Origin of the sequence: Ralstonia sp. 25C, assembly GCF_051904805.1 — a bacterium.
Lineage (GTDB): Bacteria > Pseudomonadota > Gammaproteobacteria > Burkholderiales > Burkholderiaceae > Ralstonia.
Window position 1 is genome coordinate 2,053,848 of the sequence record NZ_CP196737.1, and the last position, 21,343, is coordinate 2,075,190.

A 21,343-nucleotide genomic window follows, 5' to 3' on the forward strand; every position below is an offset into this window, starting at 1 on the left:
ACGCCTTCAATCCGCCTTAGGCAGGCGGACTGTCACCCGCAATCCGCTGGCACCGCGATCGGCCTCGCCCAACACGGTCTCTCCGCCCAGGCGCTGCACCACCGTACTCACAATCGACAAGCCCAGCCCAGAGCCCGTGGCGCCATTGCCCAGCACACGGTAGAACGGGTCGAACACGCGCGCGCGTTCATCAGCCGGGATGCCGGGGCCGGTGTCCTGCACAGCAATCGACACCATGCTGCCCGTGCTGATGACGGACAGGTCGATGCTCCCACCCTCTGGCGTGTAGCGGATGGCGTTGTCCACCAGATTGCGTACCACGACGAAGAGGTCCAGCTCATTGGCGCGGACCTGCGCATCGGCTTCGGTGGTGACGCCCACGTCGAGCTGCTTGGCGTCGGCCAGCGGCATCAAGTCTTCCAGCACACGGCGGAACACTCGCTGTACGGACACAGTGCCTGTTGGTGCCCCCACGGTTTCTTGTGCACGGGCCAGGGTGAGCAACTGCTCAAGCAGAGCGCGGTTGCGTTCAATCCCTTGGCGCAGTGTGGTCAGGCGCATCTGTGCCTCGTCCGACATCGAGGCCTGCGCGAGGCGTTCAGCCTGCAGCGACAGCGCGGTCAGTGGCGTCCGTAGTTCGTGCGCAGCATCGGCGACGAAGCGGTGCTGCGCGTCCATCGATTGCTGCACGCGCGCCAGCAGGCGATTGATCGCCACCACGAACGGCCGCACTTCTTCGGGCACGGCTTCGGGGGCGATGGCGTGCAACTGGCGTTCGTCACGCTGGTCGACCTCGTGCGCGAGGCGCTTGATGGGCGCAAACATCTTGCGCAGCACGTGGGCGACGGCCACCAGCAAGATCGGCACGAGGATCAGGAACGGCATCAAGGTGCGGATGGCGCTGTCGCGGGCGGTTTCGTCCCGCACGGCGGTTTCCTGCGCGACGGCGATACGCTGGCCGTTGGCGAGCGTGCGGACCCACACGCGGTAGTCGTGCTTGCCCAGGCGCGCGGTCTGCATGCCGTCGGCCAGCGCGGGCAGGTCGGTCGTGCGCGCGCTATCGGCCGGCGGAAGCACCCGCACGATCACGCGTGCCTCCTTGTCCGAGACCTTGGGCGCATCGGCCGGGTTGTCTGGTGCGGGCAGATGCGTGGGGTCGAACATCGCCCCAACCTGGCGCAACACGTCGTCCTGCAGCTCATACGCTTCGCGGAACGCTGACGCAAACGCAAAGCCGCCGGCCAGCACCGCCACCACCACGATGATCACCGACAGCCACACCGACAGCCGCCGCTGCACGGAAGCAGCCGTGGAAGCAGGTGCTGTCATTGACCCCTCGGCACCATCCATCCCACGCCCCTCACATTCTTGATGGCCTCGGCGCCGAGCTTCTTGCGCAACGCATGGATGAGGAATTCGACGGCGTTACTCGCCACCTCGTGGCCCCAGCCGTAGATGCGCTCTTCCAGCTCCATGCGCGAGAGGATGGCGCCCGGGCGCAGCATGAGCGCCTGCAGCAACGCAAATTCGCGCGCGGACAGCTGCACCGGTTCGGCGTCACCCATGCGCGCTTCGTGTGCGGCAGGGTCGAGCGTCAGCACGCCGTTGCTCAGCACGGGGCTCGCTGCCCCACCCTTGCGGCGTAGGACGGCGCGCATGCGGGCGAGCAGTTCGACCATCTCGAAGGGCTTGAGGATGTAGTCGTCCGCGCCGCCGTCGAGGCCGCGTACACGCTCATCCACGGCATCGCGCGCCGTCAGGATCAGCACCGGCACGGGGTTGTCGCGGGTGCGCAGGCTGTTGAGTACCGCATGGCCGTCTTTGCCGGGCAGGCCGAGGTCGAGCAGCAGCACGTCGTAGTGCTGGTGTGCGGCCACGTCCAGCGCGGTCTGGCCGTTGCGTACCCAGTCCACCGCATAGGCGGCGTCTTGCAGCGCGGCTTCCACGGCCGCGCCGATCATCGGGTCGTCTTCAACGAGGAGCACTCGCATGCGGTTGGTATTGAGTTGCTATGCCGATTGCAGCGTATCGCTATTGCGGCGCCGCGCCTGCCAGCTCGTATAGCCGATGGTGAAAAGCAGGATCGCCAGCAGCACCGCCGATGCGCCCGCCGTGCCAAGGTTCAGGCCGCCAGCGCTGATGGGCTTGGTCAGCAGGTCGCCGCCTGTGGCACCGAGCGGCCGCGTCAACACAAAGGCCATCCAGAACAGCGCCACGCGCGAAATGCCGGTCAGATAATACGCCGCCGCAATCAGCGCAATCGCACCGGCAATGAGCAGCGCGCCGCCCGCAAAACCCAGCCCCGACGAATCGGCCAGGAAATCGCCCAGCGCCGTGCCCAGCGTGTTGGATACGAGGATGGCGCCCCAGTACAGCAACTCCTGCCCGCCGCCGCGCACCTGCGTGACCGACAGCGACTTCTGCGTGAGCTTCCAATAGACAAGCACCGCGCACAGCAGGCTCGCCAGGATGGCCGAACCCGTGGCGTACCCCAGGCCGAGCGTGCGGTCCATGAAGTCCGACAGCGTGGTGCCGGCCGTGCTGGTGGCGAGGATCACTGCCCAGTACAGCAGCGGGTGATACGCCTTGCTGCGCAGTTGTGCGGTCAGGGCGACCAGGAAGGCGCCGATCAGCAGCACCGAGCTGGCGGCATAGCCGATCTTGAGTGTCATCGAGAGCAGATCGCCCGCGGTTTCGCCCAGCGTGGTGGCGCAGATCTTCATGATCCAGAACGCCAGGGTGATCTCCGGCAGCTTGCTGCGCGCCGGTGTGGAGGAGGCGTGTGCCTGTGCGGAAAGGGCCATGCGGATTCTCCTGGAGAATGGAGGGAGATTCCGCATGAGTCTGCCGGGGCAGACTTAGGTCACCCATAGCGGCGTGCTAGCCGCTCAGCTTGTCGAGCAGGCTGTACCACGCCACGCCCGCCGCAATGTAGAAGCGCTGCAGCCCATGCAGCGGGATCGGCGTGATGGGCGACACGGGATACGGAAACGCCTCGCCAGTGCCTGCAAGCCGTGCAGCAATATGCTGGCCCAGGCCGGTGCATAGCGCGATGCCGCGTCCATTGCAGCCAAGCGCCATCGTCAGGCCCGGCGCGGGCTCGTGAATGTGCGGCATGAAATCCCGCGTGATGGCGATGCGGCCGCTCCAGCGGTATTCATATTCCAAGGGCCCCAACTGCGGAAACAACAACTCCAGCGAGCGTTCAAGGTGTGCAAAATCCTGCGCATCGCGCGGCTCGGTAAAGAAGCCGCGCCCACCCATGAGCAGGCGCCCGGCTGCGTCTTTACGGAAATACAGCAGCAGCCGTTGCGAGGTGGAAGCCGTCTCGCCGCGTGCCAGGATGCGCTGCGCATCCGCCGTCTTGAGCGGCTTGGTGGCGACGATGAAGCTGTTGGCAGAGAGCACGGTCTGTGCCAGCCCTGGCCACAGCGGGCCGGTGTAGCCGTTGGTGCCGATCACCACGCGCTGCGCACGCACTCTGGCGCCCGTGCTGGTGGCAGCAACCCATTGCGTACCTTGGCGTTCCAGCGCCGTGACAGTGGTGTTGCCATGCACAGCGGCGCCCGCTTGTTGTGCGGCGCGCACCAACCCGCGCGCATACGCCATCGGCTGGATGGCGCCGGCACGGCCGTCGAGCCACGCGCCCGCAAATGCCTCGGTGCCGACGCGCTTGGCGACCGCCGCGCGATCCAGCACTTCCACCGGCACGCCGCGCTTTTCCCACTGCCGCGCGCGCGCATGTAGCGCCGGCACCGCCTTGTCGGAATACGAGAGCTGCAGCCAGCCCGCGCGCGCGGGTTGGCAGTCGATGTGGTGGCGCTCAATCAGATCGAACACCAGATCGGCGGAGCGTGAAACGGCATCGATCAGCGGCTCCGCACGCGCGGCACCGAACAGGCTCACCAGCTCATCCGGGTCGTGCTTGAGCGTCGGATTGACCTGCCCGCCGTTGCGCCCGGAGGCGCCCCAGCCTGGATCGTTGGCTTCCAGCACGGTGACCTGGGTGCCGCGTTCAGCCAGATGCAGTGCGGTCGATAGCCCCGTGTAGCCACCGCCGATGACGAGCACGTCGGTGGTGATCGATTCCAGCAGCGGTGGCGTGGGCGGTGCTGCGGGCGCGGTGGCCGCCCACAGCGACGGCGGCAGCGGCTCACCGCCGGTAGCCATGTCGAGATGCGGCTGCGTCATGGCACGAGGTCTCCCGCAGGCGCATCCACGGGTTTGTGCAGCACGCGGCGCAGAAAATCTTGCGTGCGCGGCTGACGCGGTGCGCCCAGCACCTGCGCGGCCGGCCCTTCTTCGACGATCGTGCCGCTGTGCAGGAAGCACACGCGGTCGGCCACCTCGCGCGCAAAGCCCATCTCGTGCGTGACGACGATCATCGTCATGCCCTCGCGAGCGAGGGCGCGCATCACCTCCAGCACATCGCCGACGAGTTCGGGGTCGAGTGCAGAGGTGGGCTCGTCGAACAGCATCGCCTCGGGCTCCATCGCCAGCGCACGGGCAATCGCCACGCGCTGCTGCTGGCCGCCAGAGAGTTGCGCGGGGTAAGCCTGTGCCTTGGCAGCGAGGCCCACCTTTTCCAGTAACGCCAGCGCCTTCGCACGTGCCGCTTCCGGGCGTTCGCCCTTCACGTAGACGGGGCCTTCCATCACGTTTTCCAGCACGCTGCGGTGTGGGAACAGGTTGAAACGCTGGAACACCATGCCCATGCGGCTGCGCAAGGTGTGGATGCCTTTGTTGTGCTGATCGACGCGTTCGCCAAAGGCGCGGATCTCGCCGCCGTCATACGACTCCAGCCCGTTGATGCAACGCAGGACGGTCGATTTGCCCGAGCCCGATGGGCCGATCAGGCAGACGACCTCGCCCTTGTTCACATGCAGGCTCACGCCGCGCAGCACGTGGTGGTCGCTAAAGTGCTTCTGCAAGTCACGGATCTCGATCATCGTCATCGTTGGGCCCTCCCCGCACCCATGTGGCGTTCCAGCCGGCGCAGGCCGAACACCAGCGGCAGGCTCATCACCAGATACAGCAGCGCCACCAGCGTGTAGACCGTCATGTTCTGGAAGGTGGACGACGCGATGAGCTGCCCCGCGCGCGTCATCTCCGCCACCGTGATGGTGGACACCAGTGATGAATCCTTGAGCATCATCACCAGCGTGTTGCCGTACGGCGGCAGCGCAATGCGAAACGCCTGCGGCAGGATCACGCGCCGCATGATCAGCGCGCCGCGCATGCCCATCGCCTGCGCGGCTTCACGCTGGCCAGGGTCCACCGCCTCGATGCCGGCGCGGAAGTTCTCGGCCTGATACGCCGAATACGCAATGCCCAGCCCGATCACGCCCGCCTGAAATGCCGTGAGCTGAATGCCGATGTCCGGCAGCACGAAGTAGATGTAGAAGAGCTGCACGATGATCGGCAGCCCGCGAATGATATTGACGATGGTCGCCCCCGCCGTGGATACAGCCTTGATGGGCGACAACCGCATCAGCGCCAGCCCCAGGCCGATCACACTGCTGAGCAGGAACGACAGCACGGTCACTTCCACCGTGACCACCGCGCCCTTCAGCAGGATCGGCAGGAAGTCCTGCGCACTCTCAAGAAACGTTGCCAGACTCATCGCACGCTACCCGCTCAGATGCCCCACTTCTTCACGATGGCATCGAGCGTGCCGTCGGCCTTGATCTTGGCGATGGCCTTGTTGATGCGGTTGAGCGTTTCGGTATCGCCCTTACGCACCACCAGGCAGACGTCGCCCACGTTGGCCGGTTTGTAGTTTGGCGCGAGCTTCACGCCTTGGAAGGTGTGCTGGCGGATCTGGTACGCGATGATGGGTTGATCCCCCAGGCCGGCCTTGATGCGGCTCAGCGTCAGGTCGCGCGTCATGTCGGCCACCGAGTCGTAGCTGCGCACTTCCTTGAAGATGCCCTTCTTGTTGAGCATGTCGAGGAACACTGTGCCCACCTGCGCGCCCACCACTTCGCCCTTCAGGTCATCGAGCGTGGCGTAGTTCTTGGCGTCGTCCGCTTTGACGATCAGGCCCTCGCCGTACGAGTACACCGGGTCGGAAAAGTCCACCACCTGCGCGCGTGCCGGCGTCTTGAGCATCGCCGCCGAGATGATGTCGATCTTGTTGGACGTGAGCGATGGGATGAGCGCCGAGAACACCGTCTGCTGCACGTTCACATTGAAGCCGCCCGCCTTACCCACGGCCGTGACGGTGTCGACCATCATCCCTTGGATGGAATTCGTCTTCACATCCAAGAAGGTGAACGGCACGCCGGTCGCCGTGGCACCCACGTTGTAGGTGGGCGTGGACTGGGCCCACGCGAACGATGCGGTGCCGACCATGCACAAGGCCAGTGCAGCGCGACGGAAAGTGGTGACGACAGACATGGCAATCCTCCAGGCAACGGAAAAAGACGCACCCCGAACGCGCATGCACGGGGACTGGCTCAATGTGATGCAATGCTTGTGCCAATATTCGAATGCATTGCATCGATATATAACTATGGAAAACCACTAATCGACGTATATGAATCGATATGCGATTCTTCACGCGTTGATTTGCCCTGGAAGCGCCACTTAGGCGCCACTTGTCATGACCGAAGCTGCCGATACCGCTGACTCGCCCGACCTGCTGTTCAACCAGTCGCTGGAGAAAGGGCTGGCCGTGCTGGGCGCCTTCAACGCGCAGCGCCGCACCATGACGATTGCCGAAGTGGCCGCCGCCGCCGGCATCAACAAAAGCTCGGCGCAGCGCATGGTCTACACGCTCGAACAGCTCGGCTACCTGCGCAAGCATCCGCAAACGCGGCGCTACCAGCTCACCCCGGCGGTCATGAAGATCGGCTTCAACTACCTCGCCGCCGACACGCTCATCGACGTGGCCAACCCCTTCCTGGCCGAACTCACCAAGCTGACCACCGAAACCTCGTGCCTGACCGAGCCCGATCAGAACGAGATGGTGTATGTCGCCCGCTTTGTGAGCGCGCATTTCGTGCCGGTGCACATGCCTATCGGCAGCCGCATCCCGATGTACTGCACGGCATCGGGCCGGGCCTACCTGAGCGCGCTACCGATACCCGAGGCGCAGGCCATCGTCGAAGCCTCGCAGCGAGTGGAGCACACCATGCACACGCGCACCGACGTGGCCGACATCATGGAAACGCTGCGCCAGGCGCGCCAGCGTGGTTACGCCGTCAACTGCGAAGAGCTGTTCCTCGGCGACATGACCATCGCCGCGCCCATCGTCAGCAGCAATGGGCGCGCGCTGGGCGCGATTCACCTGGTCGCCCCCACCGGGCGGTGGACGCCGGAAGAAATGGAAACCAAGCTCGGCCCCGCGCTGCTGCAATGTGCGCGGGCGATCAGTACGTCGGTGCGGGCGTTGGGGTGAGGTGCCATCTGCGCCAGCCGGCAAAGCCCGGCACAATGCCCACACCCTCGCCTCACCCCACATCGCCATGACGCTCCCGTCGATCACCGACTTCCCGCTGCTGTCCACCGACAAGCTCCGCTACGGCGACACCGACCGCCAGGGCCATATCAACAACGCCGTCTTCGCCACGTACCTGGAAACGGGTCGCGTCGAGATGCTGTTCACACCGGACAACCCGCTCGCCGCACCCGGCTGCGAGTTCGTCATCGCGCAGCTCGTGCTCGACTTCCGCAACGAAATCCTCTGGCCCGGCTCTGTGCAGATCGGCACGCGCGTGGCGAATGTGGGGCGCAGCTCCGTCAAGCTCGAACAGGCCATCTTCCAGAACGGCCGCTGCGCCGCCACCTCGCAATCGGTGATCGTGCAGATCGACGTCAGCACGCGCCAATCGGCGCCGATTAGCGATAGCGCACGCCAGCGCCTCGCCGCCCTCACCATCGCCCCGGCCGGCGCCGAAGCGGAGTGATGCGCGACGTACGCAAACGAACGCCGGCGAAAAATTTTTAACTTTGTTTGCGCTTCTGTCACTTGCCGGTGGGAAGATGGCTCTCCCGTTCAATCACGCGGAGGTGTCCATGGGACTGTTGGATGAAGTGGGCAAGATTGCCGGCGCCGTCGCCGCCGTCGAAGCCGCCGAGAAAGTCGATCCGGATGCCGGCCTGCTGACCAAGGCTGTTGCCGCCGTGGCCGGCTTCAAGGGCGCGGGCGCGCTGGAAGGCATGCTGGAAAAGAAGGAAGACGAAACCAAGGCCGAAGGCGCCGAGGCCGCTCCGGAAGATGGGGCTGCGCCGCAGGCTTGATGCGCTTGCAGGCTCAAAAGGATTTGGGGGACCCCGCCGGTTGGCGGGGTTTTTGTTTTTTGGGGTTTGCCTATTGAATCTGAGCGAAGAGCCAACGCTGCAAAAAAAAGCCCTGCGATCGAAGTCACAGGGCTCGGCAACTCTGCGCCAAATTCGCGCCTGCGTTAGCGGGCACGAACCAAGAACATGAAGCAGTCAGCGTTCTTGGGGTAAATCTGCTTCCCGGTACGCCAATGCTTGACGCTCTTGCAGCAAACCCAGCGGTACCCCGGCGGAGCCGGGCGGTCGATCGGTGCCATGCACTAATCCTCCAAAAGCGGGAGCTACTTGACACCGGCAATCCTCCGCAGAATATAATCCGCGCGCATACTTGGGATTGTTCCCGGCCTCCTTGAGGGCAACTCCCTTGCCCGAGGAGATGACGAGCCTTGTGTAGTTGGCGCTACACAAGGCTTTTCTTTTGGGGCTACTCGTCGTCCGTGAGTTGTAGATCAATGTGCGCTTTTATGCGCTCTTTGTCGGCTTCAAAAAACGGCACTGGAAGTTCCAGCCATGCGAATCGCCCTTGAGGTAATCGAATCGGGACTCTTACGACGTCCTCTCGGAGATCAATTGCTGCGGTCTGACCTCGATTGAGTTCTGAGCTAGCTTTGTCGCTGCGCTGCTGTGCCTCCGGACTCGGTTGAATTACCTCTGAAGAGGTGTCTTCTGCTGATTCTTCCGGCTGTGTCTGCGGGGCGCCCGTCATGTGTACGGGGCCGGCATACTCCACCGACCGGCGAAACACGCCAACAAAGTTCTCGGCCGCCGCAGGCATGAATCCGCGCTGGATCAAGTCGTATCGGATGTTCGCGTCAGATGGTAGGTGCTCTCCATACTGCGCGAGCATGTCCGAGAAGATTTGTGGCGTCTTCAGCCATTTATGGATCAGCGCCCGCCGCACCTCTTCCGTCGGCGCGAACTTAAATGCTTCCAGGTCCTTGCTGGCGGCCAAAAAGCCGTCTTTCGGCCGCTCAATCAGTCCGTAATACCGAAGCGACGCGAGCGTAGCCGCGGCTGCGCCGTTAGCGGCACCTTTGTAGCCGAGGGCCTGCGCTACCACGTCAGAGGGCGCAGGATGGCGTCGCTCCTTGTCATAGACCTTCATTGCGCGCTCGATTGCTTCATCCAAAGCGATTGAGGGCGCGCGAGGGCTCTTCTTTCGAGGGGTGTCCATCATCACCTCCAGTACTCAATGTGCGCCACTCTAGCACCGGGAATAAGTAAAGGCAATCGGTATGCGGTCGCGCTTGCCAGGTCTTTGTAGACTTTGAATCTTCTTTGTTGTGCAAAAAACGTTTATAAACAAATGCTTACTTCTATTTTGTACTGGCTTGTGTGAGGTAATTCATTCTTTTCAAATTACTGATCGTCGTTTCGTATGCGTGTGTAAATGATGTTTGGGGCACTTTCTGGGTTTGTTTGGAGGGGCGCTTCTGCTTGTGCGTGGTCGCTATAATTGCCGTGTTACCGCCTTTGCGGTGACCGGGTTTAGCAGCCCATCCAACATCACGACTGGACGAACCGCCGGCGGCGGTTTTTTTACGTCCGGGTGCTTGCGCACGCCTATACCTTGGCGGGCCGGGCAGGGAGGCCTTCGGGCCTGCCGGTGTCGTGATGGCCGGTCTGCTAACCCTGTCGTCAGGCCCGCCACCCCTCGTTTAGCAGCGAGCGGCAGGGCCTCAACATCACGATGGAGGCCACATGGCTACCGCACTCAGCGGGTATCGCCCCGCGTCTTATCCTTCCCCACCCCCTCGGCGTTCAGCGCATCCCACTGCGGGAGGCCGCCCGTGACGCCCAGCAAACGCCGCATCTACCTGACCGGCGCGCTGGCGGCGCGAGACTTCCTCTGCCGCACGCAATCCGACCTGCACCAGCATCAACGGTACGAGCCGAACGTGCTGCGCTGGGAGTTGGCGAATTCGGGCATCCACCCGCCCGAGTACCGGGCCGGCTTTCTCGATGCCATCGGCGCGTATGTGCTGATGACGTTGGAAGGCTGTCAGGTGAATCCTGAAACGTGGGAAGTGCTCACCGCCGTAGAGCGGGCTGGCGAGAGCCGGTAAGACCTAGAAGGACGTATCCCCGAGACGGGCGGGGATGCCAAGCGAATCGAATCGCTTTACTCATTAAGCCGCGCGCTTGCGCTCCCCAGCGCTCTGCCGCACCGAAAACCCCTCCCGAATACACTGCCCCAACGCCTGCGCCGCCGCACTCGCCCCCTGCGCGGGCAATAGCAGACTGATCGCAAACATTGGCAATTCCGGCAACCTGGCTTCCGGCCCGAGGATGTCCAGATCCGCCGGCACAGTTGGCGTGAGCCACGCGGTGACGGCCAAGCCAGTGCGCACCGTGGCGGTGGTCGCTTCAATGTTGCCGCTCTCAAACACCGTACGCCATTCGATGCCGTGTTCGCCCAGCGCCTTGAGCACGCGGGCGCGGAAGGCGCAGCTCTCGTCCACCATCGACAGCGGCAGCGGGCGCTTCGCATGCACGTTGCCGCCGCGCGCGCCCACCCACACCAGCCGCTCCACGCAGAGGCATTCGCCGGTCGCTTCGTCCACCGGGGCTTCGACCACGGCGACGTCGAGTTCGCCGCGCGCAATACCTTCCGCCAGTTCGGGCGACGTGCCGCAGACGATGGTGAGTTCCACCGACGGCCACGCCTCGGTAAAAGCCTTGAAGATGGGCGGGAAGACGGTGCCGACCAGGTCATACGGCACGCCCAGGCGCACCGGACCCTGCAGCGGGCGGGCGGCCATGTCGGCCCAGATTTCGTCGTTGAGCGCCAGCAGGCGCTTGGCGCGGCCGAGGAAGCGTTCACCCGCGTGGGTGAGTTCGAGCCGGCGGCCGTCGCGCTCGAACAGTCGGCACTCGAAGGCGTCTTCGAGGCGCTTGATCTGCTGGCTGACGGCGCCCTGCGTGAGGTGCAGCGCGTTGGCGGCCACCGTCATGCTGGCGTTTTCCGCCACGGCAACGAAGGTGCGGACGAGGGTGATGTCGAGGTTCTTGGCCATCGAAGCATTCTAGGTGCTAATGCATCGACACCAAAACATTGCGGTTGCTAATGGTTTGCCGGTGCGCAGCCTGCCATCGAGCGATGCCTCTAATGCGGGGTAACCCCCACCGTTTGAAACAACCCATGGCGCCTACGATGTGAGGTCGAGTCCAAAAAAGACCGCTCCGGAGACACCCATGGCCACCGATTTGTCCACGTCCGCCCTCACCTTCGACTACGTCATCGTCGGTGCCGGTTCGGCCGGTTGTGCGCTCGCCAGCCGGCTGACCGAAGACCCGGACGTGACCGTCGCACTGCTCGAAGCGGGGCCGCATGACCATCACCTCTCGGTATGGGTGCCGGCGGGGTGCGCGGCGTCGCTGCCGTTCAAGAACAAGCGCAACTACGGCTTTCTGACCGTGCCGCAGCCGGGGCTGGGCGGGCGCCAGGGCTATCAGCCGCGCGGGCGCGGGTTGGGTGGCAGCTCGTCGCTCAACGCGATGATCTACATCCGCGGCACGCCCAACGACTACAACCACTGGGCCTCGCTCGGCTGCACCGGCTGGGGTTGGAGCGACGTGCTGCCCTACTTCAAGCGCTCCGAAGGCAACGAGCGCTTTGCCGGCCGCGATGACGACGCACTGCACGGCGGCACCGGCCCGCTGCACGTGAGCGACCTACGCACCGGCAACCCCATCGCGCAACGCTTTGTCGATGCGGGCGTGGCCGCAGGCTATCGTCGCAACAACGATTTCAACGGCCCCGACCAGGAAGGCGTCGGCCCGTACCAGGTCACGCAACACAACGGCGAACGCTGGAACGCTGCACGCGCCTATTTGCATGGTGGCGACAAGCGCGACACCACCCTCAGCGGCAACCGCCGCCAGTTGACGGTACTGCCCGAAACGCAGGCCCTGCGCATCGTCTTTGATGGCAAGCGCGCGACGGGCGTGGTGGTGGATCGCAGCGGTCGTACTGAAACGCTGAAAGCGCGCCGTGAGGTGATCGTGTCATCCGGTGCGTTCGGCTCGCCGCAGTTGCTGATGGCCTCGGGCGTAGGGCCTGCGGAGCATCTGCGCTCGCTCGGTATTCCCGTTGTGCAGGACCTGCCCGGCGTCGGCCAGAACCTGCAGGACCACCTCGACATCATCCTGCACAAGAAGGTCTTCAACCTCGACCTGATTGGCTACTCCCTGCGCGGCAGCGCCCACATGCTGGGCGAGATCCTGCGCTACCGGCGCGAGCGGCGCGGCATGCTGGCCACCAACTTTGCCGAAGCCGGTGGCTTCATCAAGAGCCGCTCCGATCTGGCCGAACCCGACCTGCAACTGCACTTCGTGGTCGCCATGGCCGACAACCACAACCGCACGTTCAACTACGGCCATGGCTACTCGTGCCACGTCTGCGTACTGCGCCCGAAGAGCCGCGGCGAAGTGCGCCTCGCCTCCGCCGACACACGCGAGGCGCCGCTGATCGACCCGCGCTTCCTCTCCGACCCCGACGACATGAACGGCATGCTCGCCGGCTTCCGCGCCGTGAAGCGCATCTTCGCGCAGCGGCCGCTGGCCGACCTGGGCGGGCGTGAGTTGTATTCGGGAAATATCCGTGGAGACGGCTCCGACGACGAAGCCGTGCGCGCGCTGATCCGCCAGCACGCGGACACCATCTACCACCCCGTCGGCACCTGCAAGATGGGTAGCGCAGACGATGCAATGGCGGTAGTGGACCCAGAACTGCGCGTGCGCGGCGTCACCGGCTTGCGCGTGATCGACGGCTCCGTCATGCCGACGCTGATCGGCGGCAACACCAACGCGCCAATCATCATGATTGCCGAACGCGCGGCAGACCTGATCCGCCAAGGCGCGCGCACCACGCTGAATGTGGTGGCCGGCAGCTCGGCACAAGCGACGCCGGCCGAGGTGCACTAAGCAGCAAGAGACGCCTTGGCGCTAACACCCGCACACCAATGGTTTGGCCGTTGATGCCCTTGATGGCGCCTTGAATTTTTGTTGTAGGGAGGAAAAAGAAGGGAGGCCTGTTTGAGCGAAGCGAGTTTGCCTCCCTTCCCTCCCTGCGACAGAAATTCAAGGGATGGGTCGCCATCTCGGGCGCGCCTTTCTTTGCTTACTTTCTTTGGCAAGACAAAGAAAGTGAGTCAGCCCCGGCAGGGGATGAAACAAGGGATGGACCAACAGCATCCATCCCTGCCCAGCAGCGTTAGTTGCCTGCGCTGTCAGTCGGCGTATTAAACGAATCCCGCAACAAATAGCTCATCGGCACTTCCAAATTCACCCCATTGGGCGGAATCGGCTGCTGGAACCACTTCTTGTAAAGCTTCGGCACCTCACCATCGACGATCAAGCGCGTCATCGACTGATCGATCAGCTTCTTGAACTCGGGGTCCTGCTTGCTCAGCATGATCGCGTACGACGACACCAACTGCGTCTTGCCCGTCACGCGGAAGTCCGCCGGGTTCTTGCTCGTGGCACGCATGCCGGCGAGCAGGATGTCGTCACCGGCAAACGCATTTGCGCGGCCATCCGCCAGCATGGCGAAAGCGCTGCGCAGGTCGTTGGCATCGACCACATTCACGGTCATGCCGGTGTCGTTCAGCTTGCGAGCCACGTCTGCATTGGTCGAGCCGCGTGCGGCCACCACGGTCTTGCCGTTCAGGTCTTCCCATTGCTGGATGGACGAGCTGGCCCTCACCAGCATGCGGCCCTTGGTGATGTAGTGCGGCACCGTGAAAGCGACCTTTTGGCGGCGCTCAGGCGAGTTGTTGGTCGAGCCGCATTCCAGGTCGGCCTTGCCCGAGGCAACCACGTCCATACGTGTGACGGCCGTGACCGGCACGTACTGCACCTTCAGGTCGGACCGCTTGAGCGAAGTCTTGATCGAATCGACCAGCCGTGAGCAGATGTCGATCGTGTAGCCGACCGGCCTGTTGTTGTCGATGTACGAAAACGGAACCGAATCTTCCCGATAGGCCAGGCGCACCGTGCCGGTGTCGCGGATGCGATCGAGCGTGGGCGAGGCGGCGGTGGCAAGGGAAGCGGAAACAGCGGCGGGAACGGCAAGCGCGGCCAGCAGCCACGTGCGCGCAGGGAACAGCATGGTTGACGATCCTAGAAGAGAACTGGGCTTCTATTGGTAGGTACCGGACCGCGTCGGGTGCCCTCTCGACGCGGCCCTCTGCGCACCCGATTGCGGAACAGTGTCCGCCCGGCTGCGCAGCGCTGGCTGGGCGCGCCGTCATCCCCCCCGGGATGCCCGACCTCAAGCAATGTCACGCGCCGCCATGGGCGCGCATTATCCGCTATTTACGGGTATACCCTCAAACGGCGTGGGAGAAAGCCCACACACCGTGCGGGATCCGTCCGCCACCTTGTCGGGCCGGGGTCCCGCCGCGGGGCCTCCCCCCGAGTTTGGCGTTGTGGTTGCGCCGCCCTACACCGGCCAGGCGCGCTGCAGTACTGCCCCCAATTCCTGCGCGTGGCCATCCAACGTGCCAAACACGCGGCCATGCTGATGATGGAAACGGCTGGCGATAAAGCGCTCGGCGTCGTCCGGGTGGGCATGCGCCAGCATGAGCGCCGCCTGCGCAGTGAGCGCTAACCCTTGCGCGATGCGGCGTGCGGAGGTCTCCTGGATGTCGCCCGGCTGATGCAGCATCGCCTGCAGCGCTGCCAGCTCCGCACGCACAGTGCGATGGCCCTGCGCGCGCTCGCCGATGTCGTGCAGCAGGCGCAGGGCATCGTCCGGCGTGCGGCCGATGGCACGCAGCACGTCCAGGCACATCACGTTGCCCGAGCCCTCCCAAATGGAATTGACGGGCGCCTCGCGGTACAGGCGCGCCATCGGGCCCTCTTCCACGTAGCCGTTGCCGCCCCAGACTTCCATCGCCTCGCCCGTGGCTTCGATGGCGCGCTTGCAGACCCAGAACTTGGCGGCGGGCGTGACGATGCGTTTCCACGCGGCGGCCAGTGGGTCGGCCTCCGCCCGCTCGAAGGCGCTGCCGAGTTCCATCATCAGCAAGGTCGCGGCTTGCGATTCGAGCGCGAGATCGGCCAGTACGTTGCGCATGAGTGGCTGATCGGCCAGCAGCCGGCCGAACGCCATGCGATGCCGGGCGTGGTGCAGCGCCTGCATCAGCGCGTGGCGCAGGATGCCTGCGCTGCCGATCACGCAATCGAGCCGCGTGTGCGTCGCCATCTCGATGATGGTCGGAATGCCGCGCCCCTCCTCGCCGATCAGGATGCCCTCCGCGCCGCGGAACTCCACCTCGCTGCTGGCGTTGGAGCGGTTGCCGAGCTTGTCCTTCAGGCGCTGGATCTGGATCGGGTTCTTGCTGCCGTCGTCGCGAAAGCGCGGCACGAAGAAGCACGACAGCGGGCCGTCCTCGGCGCCCATGCGCGCGACCACCAAGTGCGCATCGCACATCGGTGCGGAGAAGAACCACTTGTGCCCGGTGATGGCGTACGTGGCACCGCGTCCCTCGCCACGCAGGGGCATCGCCACCGTGGTGTTGCTGCGCACGTCCGACCCGCCTTGTTTCTCCGTCATGCCCATGCCGATGAGGATGGCGGTCTTCTGACGCCACGGCAGGTCACGCGCGTCGTGTTCGCGGGCGTAGAGGCGCGGCCCCAGGTCGGCAAAGAGCGCCGCTTCTTTCTGCAGCACGGGGATGCTGGCGAAGGTCATGGTCGCCGGGCACAGCGAGCCGGATTCGATCTGCGCCTGCATGAAGTAGCCGGCCGTGCGTGCCGCCCAGGCGCCAGGGCGCGGCTCGGCAAATGGCAGGGCCTGCAGGCCCTGGCTGCGCATCAGCCCCAGCAGCGCGTGCCAGGCGGGGTCAAAGCGGATGGCGTCGATGCGCTCGCCGGTGCGGCTGTGGGTGTGCAGTTCGGGGTGGTATTGGTTGGCCTCGGCGGCCCACCGCAGGGTTTCAGGTGCGCCGAGCTGGTCACCGAAGGCTTGCAGCGCGCCAGCGTTCCAGCCGCCACCCAGGCGTTCGAGGGCGCTTTGCAGCGTGGTGTCGGACGTGAACGGGTTGAAGCCGGTCAGGTCCGGGACCTGGTTGAAGACGCGGTGCGTGGCCTCGGTGGGCATGGAAGGTCTCCTGGTGTGTCACGTTTGTTGTGAGCCCATGGTAGACCACCGATGGTTTGCGCGGCTGGAGGCGGGTTTCTATACGGCGGTGGCAGCTTCCGCATGCGTTTCAGCCGCCGTGAGTACCGGTTTCTCCCCCGTCAGCAGGTAGTGCATCAACTCCCGCACCGGCCGAATCGCCTCCCCAAACGGTAGCTTGCCTGCGCCACGGAAGAACAGCCCCCGCTCCACATCTCCCCGCAGCGCCTGCGCCAGCTTCAGGTCGATGCAGAACTGCCCCACCTTGCCGATGCCGTCCCGCAGGCCGCACGTCTGCAGGCAATCGAACCCTTGCAGGCAATCGCGCACCTTGGCCTTGGCCTGCAGTGCACTCTCACGCGATAGATAGCGCGACAACCAGGGCGTCATCACTGCCCGCGCCGGCAACCCCGCCACGCTGACGAACTCGCCGATATCGCCCTGCTCCGCACCGGTCAGCACACGCTTGAAACGCTCGTGTGCATCGCCCTCTTCGGTCACGGCAAACGCCGTGCCGAGTTGCACAGCCGCAGCGCCCTTGTCGAGCCAATGCTTCACCTTGGCATGTGAATCGATGCCGCCGGCCAGGATGATCGGGATCTGCTCTGCGGCCAGCCCCAGCTTGACGAACAGCTCGCGGCATTCGTCCAGCACGCGTGCGAACGAGAACCGCTCGTCGTGCAGGTCTTCAATGCGCGCCGCGCCTAGGTGCCCACCGGCATGCGACGGATGCTCGATCACCACTGCATCCGGCAGCCGCGCCTTTTTCATCCACCGCTTGAGCACCACCCCCACGCCGCGCGAGTCGGAAAGAATCGGAATGAGCGCCACCTTCGGATACCCCGCCGTCATCTCCGGCAGATCGAGCGGCAACCCCGCGCCCATGACGATGGCATCCGCGCCGCTCTCGCACGCCTGCCGCACCAGCGCAGGGTGCGACTCCACCGCCTTCATCACGTTCACGGCGATCAGGCCGTTGCCCTGGCTACCTTCACGCGCAGCGCGAATTTCCCGGTCCAGCGCAACGAGGTTGGCGGCGTTGATGGCCTCCTTGTCATGCGACTTCTCTGTCGTGGCGATGAGGTCTGCATGGTGATGCCGCAAGTCGATGCTGGCGATGGTGCCCACGCCGCCTTCGCGCGCCACGGCACCAGCCAGCCGGTGCGCCGAAATACCCACGCCCATCCCGCCCTGCACGATGGGCACGAGGCTGCGCCCCGCGAGTGTGAACCGACGCTCCAGCATGACAACTCCCCTCTGCGGCTGTGCCGCAATGCAATAGAAAATGGGTTCGAGCGTCGCATAGGTGAAACGGGGCCGGATTGCGCCAGATCAAGGCAAGCGGGGTCCGTGCGCCCCGATGCACATTGCGCAGGGGTTTGGACTGAAATGACGGGGCAACCGTCACCCGGCGGGAATTCCTGCTGGCAACGCTGGCAGCCCTGTGCTTAAATTCAGCCTCGTTGGATGAAACAGGGGTGCCGTACGGATGGGCCGTGCGGCTGAGAGAGTCCCTTCGCACCCGATCCGGTTCGTACCGGCGTGGGAAGTTTCAGAACACCGCGTAGTCTCTGGCAGCCACCCTTACTGGTCACGCCACCTCTCCCGGTTTCGTCCACAGCCTGCTCCACCAGGCCACAGAATCAAGGACGAGACCATGCCCCAAGCCAAAAACGCCCCCGCCGCATCGTTCGACTCGCTGCAGTCCGAGCTCGATCAGAAGTTCGCCTACCCGGCTTCCAGCAAAACCTACATCGCCGGCAGCCGCCCGGACATCCGCGTGCCGATGCGCACCATCAAGCAGACCGCCACGCGTACCGACAAGGGCGAGATGCTGAACCCGCCCGTGCCTGTGTACGACACCTCGGGCCCGTACTCGGATCCGGACGTGCACATCGACCTGAAGGCCGGTCTCGCCCCGCTGCGCGCCAAGTGGATCGACGAGCGTGGCGATACGGAAATCCTCTCCGGCCTGTCGTCCGAATACGGCCGCACGCGTGCCAATGACCCGGCCACGGCCCACCTGCGCTTTGCACAGCTGACGAACCCGCGCCGTGCCAAGCCGGGCGCCAACGTGAGCCAGATGCACTACGCGCGCCGCGGCATCATCACGCCGGAAATGGAATACGTCGCGCTGCGCGAATCGCTGAACCTGCAAGCGCTGCAAGACAAGCCCGAGTACCGCCAACTGCTCAAGCAGCATCCGGGCTTTTCGTACGGCGCGAACCTGCCGCAGCGTCCGGAAGACATTACGCCGGAATTCGTGCGCGCGGAAATCGCCGCCGGCCGCGCGATCATCCCCGCCAACATCAACCACACGGAACTGGAGCCGATGGCCATCGGCCGCAACTTCCGCGTGAAGATCAACGGCAACCTCGGCAACTCGGCGGTCACCTCGTCGCTGGCCGAGGAAGTGGAAAAGATGGTGTGGGCGATCCGCTGGGGTGCCGACACGATCATGGACTTGTCCACCGGCAAGCACATTCATGAGACGCGCGAATGGATCCTGCGCAACTCGCCGGTGCCCATCGGCACGGTGCCCATCTACCAGGCGCTGGACAAGATCGGCGGCGTGGCCGAAGACCTGACGTGGGAGATGTTCCGCGACACGCTCATCGAGCAGGCCGAACAAGGCGTCGACTACTTCACCATCCACGCCGGCGTGCTGCTGCGCTATGTGCCGCTCACGGCCGACCGCATCACGGGCATCGTCTCGCGCGGTGGTTCGATCATGGCCAAGTGGTGCCTGGCGCATCACAAGGAAAACTTCCTGTACACGCACTTCGACGAGATCTGCGAAATCATGAAGGCGTACGACGTGTCGTTCAGCCTGGGTGATGGCCTGCGCCCGGGTTGCATTGCCGACTCGAACGACGCCGCGCAGTTCGGCGAGCTGCACACGCTGGGCGAGCTGACCAAGAAGGCGTGGGAGCACGACGTGCAGGTGATGATCGAAGGCCCGGGCCACGTGCCGCTGCAGCGCGTGCAGGCCAACATGGACGAAGAGCTGAAGCATTGCTTCGAAGCCCCGTTCTACACGCTGGGCCCGCTGGTGACGGACATCGCCCCCGGCTACGACCACATCACCAGCGGCATCGGTGCAGCCAACATCGGCTGGTACGGCACGGCCATGCTCTGCTACGTCACGCCCAAGGAACACCTGGGTCTGCCGGACAAGGAAGACGTGCGCGAAGGCATCATCACCTACAAGATCGCTGCGCATGCTGCGGACTTGGCGAAGGGCTGGCCGGGTGCACAGCTGCGTGACAACGCACTGTCCAAGGCGCGCTTCGAGTTCCGCTGGGAAGACCAGTTCAACCTCGGTCTCGATCCGGAAAAGGCACGCGCCTTCCACGACGAAACGCTGCCGGCTGAAGGCGCGAAGATTGCGCACTTCTGCTCGATGTGCGGTCCGAAGTTCTGCTCGATGAAGATCACGCAGGAAGTGCGCGACTACGCGGCCACGCTCGACGCCAACGCCACGGCCGCAACGCAGGGCATGGAAGAGAAGTCGATCGAGTTCCGCAAGACGGGCAGCAAGATCTACAGCTAACGCAATTGGCAACCGAGCCGGCGCAATGCCAACCCCATTCGACGTAACGATCCTCGGCGGCGGCCTCGCGGGCCGCCTGTGTGCCTGGCAACTCGTGCAGGCCGGTGTACCGGCTGCACGCATTGCCGTGGTGGAGCGCGGCACGCGCGACGGCAGCGGTGCTGCTGCGTACGTGGCCGCGGCCATGCTGGCGCCATTGGCCGAAGCCGCCGTGGCGGATCGTTTTGTCGTTGACTTGGGGTTGGCAAGCCTGGCGCTGTGGCGCGATTGGTTGCCGAAGCTGAGTACGCCGGTGTTCTTCCAAGAGGCCGGCACGCTGGTGGTGTGGCATGCGGCGGACCGTGGTGAGGCAGCATTGTTTGCCAACCGCGTGCGCGCGATCGCACCGCCCGAGCGTGTGGCTGCTGATCTGCGCGCGGTCGATGCTGCAGGGATCGGCACGCTGGAACCGCTGCTCGCACAACGCTTCACGCAGGGGCTCTATCTGGCGGGCGAAGGCCAGCTTGATAACCGCACCTTGCTCGACGCGCTGGCGACGGAACTGGAAGCCCTCGGCGTGCAACTGCGCTGGAACACGGAGATTGCCGATCCGCGCCCGGAAGCGCTCGCGGCGAACGGCCTCGGCGCACGTCTCGTGCTCGACTGCCGTGGTCTCGGTGCCAAGCCACAGTGGCCGCGCTTGCGTGGTCTGCGTGGCGAGGTGGCGCGCATCCACGCGCCCGACGTGTCGCTCACGCGGCCAGTGCGCATGCTGCATCCACGCTACCCGCTGTATATCGCGCCCAAGCCGGGCAACGTCTACGTGATCGGCGCGACGGAAATCGAATCCGACGACATGTCGCCGGCTAGTGTGCGGTCCACGCTGGAGCTGCTGTCTGCTGCTTATGCCGTGCACCCCGCCTTTGGCGAGGCGCGCGTGCTGGAACTGAACACGCAGTGCCGCCCGACCCTGCCTGACCACCGGCCAGCCCTGCGCTGGGATGGCGCGGGCACGCTGTCGGTGAATGGCCTGTACCGGCACGGCTACATGATCGCGCCCGCCGTCACGCAAGCTGCGGTGGCGGTTGCGCGTGATCTGCTTGACGGCCGTGCCATCGATGCGCACGCGAGCGAATGGCCCGCGCTATTTGCTGCAAGCGTATCACCCGAACCTGTTTTGTCATGACGCTGAACGTCACCCTCAACGACCTGTCGCTCGCACTGCCCGCCGGCAGCACGCTGGCCGACGCCATTGGTGCCGCCGCGCCGCAGTTGCAGATCGCGCCGCCGTTTGCCGCGTCCGTGAATGGCGATTTCGTGCCCAAGACGCGCCACGCGCAGCACGCGCTCAACACAGGCGATCGCATTGCACTCGTACAGCCTGTCGTGGGCGGCTAGGA

At 64.8% G+C, this 21,343-nt stretch carries 20 protein-coding genes and 1 riboswitch; of the genes, 8 read left to right on the plus strand and 12 right to left on the minus strand.

Translation table 11 applies throughout. The features are described 5' to 3' along the window. Nucleotides 1-6: 6 nt before the first annotated feature. From ACS7SF_RS09580 to ACS7SF_RS09610, 7 genes are all read right to left on the minus strand, one after another. Complete coding sequence (locus ACS7SF_RS09580) at nucleotides 7-1,350, minus strand: ATP-binding protein (protein WP_439889572.1); 1,344 nt, start codon at nucleotides 1,348-1,350, stop codon at nucleotides 7-9. Continuing rightward, nucleotides 1,326-1,991, minus strand: a complete 666-nt coding sequence (locus ACS7SF_RS09585) for a response regulator transcription factor (protein ID WP_439889573.1) — start codon at nucleotides 1,989-1,991, stop codon at nucleotides 1,326-1,328. The genes ACS7SF_RS09580 and ACS7SF_RS09585 overlap by 25 nt, the downstream gene beginning before the upstream one ends. An 18-nt stretch (nucleotides 1,992-2,009) precedes the next feature. Next, nucleotides 2,010-2,804, minus strand: a complete 795-nt coding sequence (locus tag ACS7SF_RS09590) for a COG4705 family protein (RefSeq protein WP_439889574.1) — start codon at nucleotides 2,802-2,804, stop codon at nucleotides 2,010-2,012. Between the two features lie 76 nt (nucleotides 2,805-2,880). Beyond that, a complete protein-coding gene (locus tag ACS7SF_RS09595) occupies nucleotides 2,881-4,191 on the minus strand; it encodes an NAD(P)/FAD-dependent oxidoreductase (RefSeq protein WP_439889575.1) in 1,311 nt (436 codons plus the stop codon). Then, nucleotides 4,188-4,949, minus strand: coding sequence for an amino acid ABC transporter ATP-binding protein (locus tag ACS7SF_RS09600; RefSeq protein WP_439892731.1), 762 nt, complete (start codon nucleotides 4,947-4,949; stop codon nucleotides 4,188-4,190). The genes ACS7SF_RS09595 and ACS7SF_RS09600 overlap by 4 nt, the downstream gene beginning before the upstream one ends. 2 nt (nucleotides 4,950-4,951) lie before the next feature. Further along, nucleotides 4,952-5,623: an ectoine/hydroxyectoine ABC transporter permease subunit EhuD gene (gene ehuD / locus ACS7SF_RS09605; protein WP_439889576.1), complete on the minus strand. Its 672-nt coding sequence runs from the start codon at nucleotides 5,621-5,623 to the stop codon at nucleotides 4,952-4,954. A 14-nt stretch (nucleotides 5,624-5,637) separates the two neighbouring features. Then, entirely contained in the window at nucleotides 5,638-6,399 is a 762-nt protein-coding gene (locus tag ACS7SF_RS09610; protein ID WP_439889577.1) for an ABC transporter substrate-binding protein, read from the minus strand. Nucleotides 6,400-6,604: 205 nt separating this feature from the next. Here ACS7SF_RS09610 and ACS7SF_RS09615 point away from each other — a divergent pair, with 205 nt between their 5' ends. From ACS7SF_RS09615 to ACS7SF_RS09625, 3 genes are all read left to right on the plus strand, one after another. Beyond that, on the plus strand, nucleotides 6,605-7,402 hold the full coding sequence (locus tag ACS7SF_RS09615) for an IclR family transcriptional regulator (RefSeq protein ID WP_439889578.1): 798 nt from the start codon (nucleotides 6,605-6,607) through the stop codon (nucleotides 7,400-7,402). Between the two features lie 67 nt (nucleotides 7,403-7,469). Next, nucleotides 7,470-7,910, plus strand: a complete 441-nt coding sequence (locus ACS7SF_RS09620) for an acyl-CoA thioesterase (RefSeq protein WP_439889579.1) — start codon at nucleotides 7,470-7,472, stop codon at nucleotides 7,908-7,910. A gap of 109 nt (nucleotides 7,911-8,019) precedes the next feature. Beyond that, nucleotides 8,020-8,244 carry a hypothetical protein gene (locus ACS7SF_RS09625; RefSeq protein WP_439889580.1) on the plus strand — a complete coding sequence of 75 codons (225 nt, stop codon included), beginning with the start codon at nucleotides 8,020-8,022 and terminating at the stop codon, nucleotides 8,242-8,244. Nucleotides 8,245-8,710: 466 nt separating this feature from the next. Here ACS7SF_RS09625 and ACS7SF_RS09630 read toward each other — a convergent pair whose 3' ends face one another. Next, nucleotides 8,711-9,391 carry a hypothetical protein gene (locus tag ACS7SF_RS09630; protein ID WP_439889581.1) on the minus strand — a complete coding sequence of 227 codons (681 nt, stop codon included), beginning with the start codon at nucleotides 9,389-9,391 and terminating at the stop codon, nucleotides 8,711-8,713. Nucleotides 9,392-10,076: 685 nt separating this feature from the next. Here ACS7SF_RS09630 and ACS7SF_RS09635 point away from each other — a divergent pair. Next, nucleotides 10,077-10,352, plus strand: coding sequence for a hypothetical protein (locus tag ACS7SF_RS09635; protein ID WP_439889582.1), 276 nt, complete (start codon nucleotides 10,077-10,079; stop codon nucleotides 10,350-10,352). Between the two features lie 63 nt (nucleotides 10,353-10,415). Here the strand turns inward: ACS7SF_RS09635 and ACS7SF_RS09640 are convergent, their stop codons facing one another. Next, the gene (locus tag ACS7SF_RS09640; RefSeq protein ID WP_439889583.1) at nucleotides 10,416-11,303 is read right to left on the minus strand and encodes a LysR family transcriptional regulator; all 888 of its coding nucleotides are present in this window, start codon (nucleotides 11,301-11,303) and stop codon (nucleotides 10,416-10,418) included. Between the two features lie 178 nt (nucleotides 11,304-11,481). Between ACS7SF_RS09640 and ACS7SF_RS09645 the strand changes: the two genes are divergently transcribed. After that, nucleotides 11,482-13,212, plus strand: coding sequence for a GMC family oxidoreductase (locus tag ACS7SF_RS09645; RefSeq protein ID WP_439889584.1), 1,731 nt, complete (start codon nucleotides 11,482-11,484; stop codon nucleotides 13,210-13,212). 289 nt (nucleotides 13,213-13,501) lie between these two features. On the opposite strand, the gene ACS7SF_RS09650 is transcribed toward ACS7SF_RS09645, so the two are convergent. The 3 genes from ACS7SF_RS09650 to ACS7SF_RS09660 form a co-directional block, all read right to left on the minus strand. Continuing rightward, nucleotides 13,502-14,398: an amino acid ABC transporter substrate-binding protein gene (locus ACS7SF_RS09650; protein WP_439889585.1), complete on the minus strand. Its 897-nt coding sequence runs from the start codon at nucleotides 14,396-14,398 to the stop codon at nucleotides 13,502-13,504. Between the two features lie 333 nt (nucleotides 14,399-14,731). After that, nucleotides 14,732-16,393, minus strand: a complete 1,662-nt coding sequence (locus tag ACS7SF_RS09655) for an acyl-CoA dehydrogenase family protein (RefSeq protein WP_439889586.1) — start codon at nucleotides 16,391-16,393, stop codon at nucleotides 14,732-14,734. 78 nt (nucleotides 16,394-16,471) lie between these two features. Further along, nucleotides 16,472-17,656, minus strand: coding sequence for an NAD(P)H-dependent flavin oxidoreductase (locus ACS7SF_RS09660; RefSeq protein ID WP_439889587.1), 1,185 nt, complete (start codon nucleotides 17,654-17,656; stop codon nucleotides 16,472-16,474). Nucleotides 17,657-17,875: 219 nt separating this feature from the next. Next, a riboswitch (TPP riboswitch) is annotated at nucleotides 17,876-17,977 on the plus strand. Nucleotides 17,978-18,068: 91 nt separating this feature from the next. Between ACS7SF_RS09660 and thiC the strand changes: the two genes are divergently transcribed. Genes thiC through thiS form a run of 3 tightly spaced genes read left to right on the plus strand, consistent with a single transcriptional unit; the run spans nucleotide 18,069 to nucleotide 21,341 of the window. Next, nucleotides 18,069-19,964 (plus strand): phosphomethylpyrimidine synthase ThiC, encoded by a 1,896-nt coding sequence (gene thiC, locus ACS7SF_RS09665; RefSeq protein ID WP_439889588.1) that lies wholly within the window; start codon nucleotides 18,069-18,071, stop codon nucleotides 19,962-19,964. Nucleotides 19,965-19,989: 25 nt separating this feature from the next. After that, nucleotides 19,990-21,129, plus strand: coding sequence for an FAD-dependent oxidoreductase (locus ACS7SF_RS09670; RefSeq protein WP_439889589.1), 1,140 nt, complete (start codon nucleotides 19,990-19,992; stop codon nucleotides 21,127-21,129). After that, on the plus strand, nucleotides 21,126-21,341 hold the full coding sequence (thiS, locus tag ACS7SF_RS09675; RefSeq protein WP_438931101.1) for a sulfur carrier protein ThiS: 216 nt from the start codon (nucleotides 21,126-21,128) through the stop codon (nucleotides 21,339-21,341). The genes ACS7SF_RS09670 and thiS overlap by 4 nt, the downstream gene beginning before the upstream one ends. Nucleotides 21,342-21,343: the final 2 nt, after the last annotated feature.

Coding starts and splice junctions, on each gene's coding strand:
- ACS7SF_RS09580 (WP_439889572.1), bottom strand. CDS start 1,350: ATGGATGGTGCCGAGGGGTCAATGACAGCACCTGCTTCCACGGCTGCT.
- ACS7SF_RS09585 (WP_439889573.1), bottom strand. CDS start 1,991: ATGCGAGTGCTCCTCGTTGAAGACGACCCGATGATCGGCGCGGCCGTG.
- ACS7SF_RS09590 (WP_439889574.1), bottom strand. CDS start 2,804: ATGGCCCTTTCCGCACAGGCACACGCCTCCTCCACACCGGCGCGCAGC.
- ACS7SF_RS09595 (WP_439889575.1), bottom strand. CDS start 4,191: ATGACGCAGCCGCATCTCGACATGGCTACCGGCGGTGAGCCGCTGCCG.
- ACS7SF_RS09600 (WP_439892731.1), bottom strand. CDS start 4,949: ATGATCGAGATCCGTGACTTGCAGAAGCACTTTAGCGACCACCACGTG.
- ehuD (WP_439889576.1), bottom strand. CDS start 5,623: ATGAGTCTGGCAACGTTTCTTGAGAGTGCGCAGGACTTCCTGCCGATC.
- ACS7SF_RS09610 (WP_439889577.1), bottom strand. CDS start 6,399: ATGTCTGTCGTCACCACTTTCCGTCGCGCTGCACTGGCCTTGTGCATG.
- ACS7SF_RS09615 (WP_439889578.1), top strand. CDS start 6,605: ATGACCGAAGCTGCCGATACCGCTGACTCGCCCGACCTGCTGTTCAAC.
- ACS7SF_RS09620 (WP_439889579.1), top strand. CDS start 7,470: ATGACGCTCCCGTCGATCACCGACTTCCCGCTGCTGTCCACCGACAAG.
- ACS7SF_RS09625 (WP_439889580.1), top strand. CDS start 8,020: ATGGGACTGTTGGATGAAGTGGGCAAGATTGCCGGCGCCGTCGCCGCC.
- ACS7SF_RS09630 (WP_439889581.1), bottom strand. CDS start 9,391: ATGAAGGTCTATGACAAGGAGCGACGCCATCCTGCGCCCTCTGACGTG.
- ACS7SF_RS09640 (WP_439889583.1), bottom strand. CDS start 11,303: ATGGCCAAGAACCTCGACATCACCCTCGTCCGCACCTTCGTTGCCGTG.
- ACS7SF_RS09645 (WP_439889584.1), top strand. CDS start 11,482: ATGGCCACCGATTTGTCCACGTCCGCCCTCACCTTCGACTACGTCATC.
- ACS7SF_RS09650 (WP_439889585.1), bottom strand. CDS start 14,398: ATGCTGTTCCCTGCGCGCACGTGGCTGCTGGCCGCGCTTGCCGTTCCC.
- ACS7SF_RS09655 (WP_439889586.1), bottom strand. CDS start 16,393: ATGCCCACCGAGGCCACGCACCGCGTCTTCAACCAGGTCCCGGACCTG.
- ACS7SF_RS09660 (WP_439889587.1), bottom strand. CDS start 17,656: ATGCTGGAGCGTCGGTTCACACTCGCGGGGCGCAGCCTCGTGCCCATC.
- thiC (WP_439889588.1), top strand. CDS start 18,069: ATGCCCCAAGCCAAAAACGCCCCCGCCGCATCGTTCGACTCGCTGCAG.
- ACS7SF_RS09670 (WP_439889589.1), top strand. CDS start 19,990: ATGCCAACCCCATTCGACGTAACGATCCTCGGCGGCGGCCTCGCGGGC.
- thiS (WP_438931101.1), top strand. CDS start 21,126: ATGACGCTGAACGTCACCCTCAACGACCTGTCGCTCGCACTGCCCGCC.